The organism is Nocardia farcinica (assembly GCF_029867845.1).
Taxonomy (GTDB): domain Bacteria; phylum Actinomycetota; class Actinomycetes; order Mycobacteriales; family Mycobacteriaceae; genus Nocardia; species Nocardia farcinica_A.
On record NZ_JARWRU010001274.1, the window covers coordinates 1 to 2142 of the forward strand.

The 2142-nt window shown below is 73.0% G+C and carries 3 protein-coding genes and 1 pseudogene; 2 read left to right on the forward strand and 2 right to left on the reverse strand.

The genetic code is table 11. The features are described 5' to 3' along the window. The first annotated feature begins 135 nt into the window (after positions 1–135). Positions 136–555, forward strand: a complete 420-nt coding sequence (locus QH283_RS28550; protein WP_280506032.1) for a DUF4189 domain-containing protein — start codon at positions 136–138, stop codon at positions 553–555. Between the two features lie 51 nt (positions 556–606). Continuing rightward, positions 607–1059, forward strand: coding sequence for a GNAT family N-acetyltransferase (locus tag QH283_RS28555; protein ID WP_280506033.1), 453 nt, complete (start codon positions 607–609; stop codon positions 1057–1059). Positions 1060–1134: 75 nt separating this feature from the next. Here the strand turns inward: QH283_RS28555 and QH283_RS28560 are convergent, their stop codons facing one another. Beyond that, entirely contained in the window at positions 1135–1437 is a 303-nt protein-coding gene (locus QH283_RS28560; protein ID WP_280506034.1) for a hypothetical protein, read from the reverse strand. 118 nt (positions 1438–1555) lie between these two features. Then, a pseudogene (locus QH283_RS28565) lies at positions 1556–1978 on the reverse strand (hypothetical protein); the annotation flags it as partial. Between the last annotated feature and the right edge of the window lie 164 nt (positions 1979–2142).

Consider the following 2142-nt stretch of genomic DNA (forward strand, 5'->3'; position numbering starts at 1 on the left):
CCCGAGGCGACCCCCCCGCCCGCCGGGGCGGGGAGAGCGCGTCGTCTCGCGGCCGGGTCCGAGTGCTGGACATTACGCCGGCGCTCGGCGAAGATCTCACCGTTTGCTCGTTCTACCGGGAGATCTTCTGTGTCGATGATGCGCAGGTCCGCCGCTGTCGCGGTCGCCTCCACCGCTGTTGCCACCCTCATGAGCGCCGGTTCCGCGGCCGCCGCGCCCAAGACCTACGGCACCATGGCGGTCTCGCCGAGCACCGGCCGGACGGTGGCGGCGCTCGGGCATTCCAGCCGGGTGGTCGCCGACGCCGCCGCGATCCGGGACTGCGGCGTCTACGACTGCGATCTGGTGCTGCACCTGGTGGACAACTGCGGCGCCATCGCGCGCGGCGCGGACGGCCGATTCGGCTGGGCCGCAGCGCCTTCCCGGCACGAGGCGGAGCAGGCTGCGGTCGCCTCGCTGGGGGACAGCGCGCCCCCGTTCCCCGATCCGGGCAGCGCCCAGCCGCGTCCGGTGCGGGTGGCGATCTCCGGGTGCACCACCGATCCGATCGGCTGAATCGGCGTGTCGCCGAGTTGATCGAGCGACCGCAATGCTGATCATGAAGGGGTGCACCTCTCGGACGGCATCATCGCCCTGCGTCCGGCCGCGCCCGGCCGCCCGCACCTGCTGGGACCGGAGACGGCCGCGCCGCCGGTGACCGCGGGATCGCCGGAAGCGGACGAACTCGGGCTCGAGATCTACGAAATCGTCCTGCTCGGCGACGACCAGGTCGTCGGCACCTTCGGGTTACGCCCCCAGGCGCCCTACCTGCGCGCCGACCAGGTCGAGTTCAGCTATGCCGTCGACAAGCCGTGGCGCGGCCGCGGCCTGGCCACCCGTGCGGTCATCCTCGGCTGCCGCTACATGGCCTCCTCCGGCCGCGCCGAGGAGGTCGTGTTGCGCACCGACCCGGCCAACTCCTCCTCGGTCGCCGTCGCCCGCCGCGCCAGGTTCAAGTTCCTGCGCAGCATCGTCACCGACGACGCGGGACCGCTGGACTGGTACGTCCAAGCGGTGTGACCGCCAGGCGACGGTGGGTGCGGGCCGTGGCGGCCGTCCGGCGGCGTATGGGCGGTCGGTGACCGCCTGCCGGGGTCAGTGCTGGTCGTAGTGGCCGTCGTGGGCGGCGTGGTGTTCGCCGTCGTGGACGTAGTCGATGTGGTCCTCGTGCGGGACGGCGACGTGGCCGCAGCCCTCGCCGTGCACGTGGTCGTGGTGCTCGCAGGGGTGGTGGCCCTCGGGCGGGCGGCACTCGTCGAAGTGACCCTCGTGGGCGCGGTGCAGGTGGCCGTCGTGGGCGTAGTCGACGTGGTCGCCGTGCGGGACGGCGACGTGGCCGCAGCCCTCGCCGTGCACGTGGTCGTGGCCCGCGTGTTCCTGATGGGTGGCGGTGGTCATCGGATCCTCCCGGGGGTGCTCGCGGCGGTGGGGGAGTCGCTCTGATCGCCACGGTACGCCCGGAGGTTGCCCGGCATCGGCTGTTGTTGCCGAGATGTGTCGCCGGCGCGGGCCGCGGCTATTCGGCGGGGGTGGCCTCGTGGCCGCGCAGGCCGCGGGTGCGGCGTCGTTCCTTGAGTTCGGCCTCGAACAGGTGGGTGCGGCCGTCGAGCAGGTCGTCGCGCACCCGGCGCTCGGTCTCGCGGAACAGCGCGTAGTAGCCCTCGTCGTAGTCCTCGACGATCTGGAAGGTCCAGCGGCCCTCCAGGACGTTGCGGCCGATCAGTTCGGTGGCGATGCGTTCGGCGATCTCCGGGTGACCCGCGCGGCGGAAAAGCTCGATCGCCTCGTCGAGCTGGAAGTCCGCGTGGCCGGTGAGCTGGTGGAACGAGTACAGGTGGCCGCGGGCGCGTTCGGTGGTCTCCAGCGCCTCGGACAGCTTGCCCGCGGCCTCGACGGTGAGATCGTCGACGCCCTCGGGGCGGCGGTGCCGGGGCGTCGGGCCGTCGGACGCGCTGTTGTGGGACGCCGTCCCGTCGGGCGCTGTGTCGTCGGGCGCTGTGCCGTCGGACGCCGTGTCGTCGGACGCCGTGCGATCCGGGGCGCTGCCGTCGATGGTCATGTCCGGCCTCCTGTCGTGCGGAACGGGCGGCGCGACCGGCAGGG

Bases quoted from the DNA above. Each gene is read 5' to 3' on its own strand.
- QH283_RS28550 (WP_280506032.1), top strand. From the start codon at position 136: ATGATGCGCAGGTCCGCCGCTGTCGCGGTCGCCTCCACCGCTGTTGCC.
- QH283_RS28560 (WP_280506034.1), bottom strand. From the start codon at position 1,437: ATGACCACCGCCACCCATCAGGAACACGCGGGCCACGACCACGTGCAC.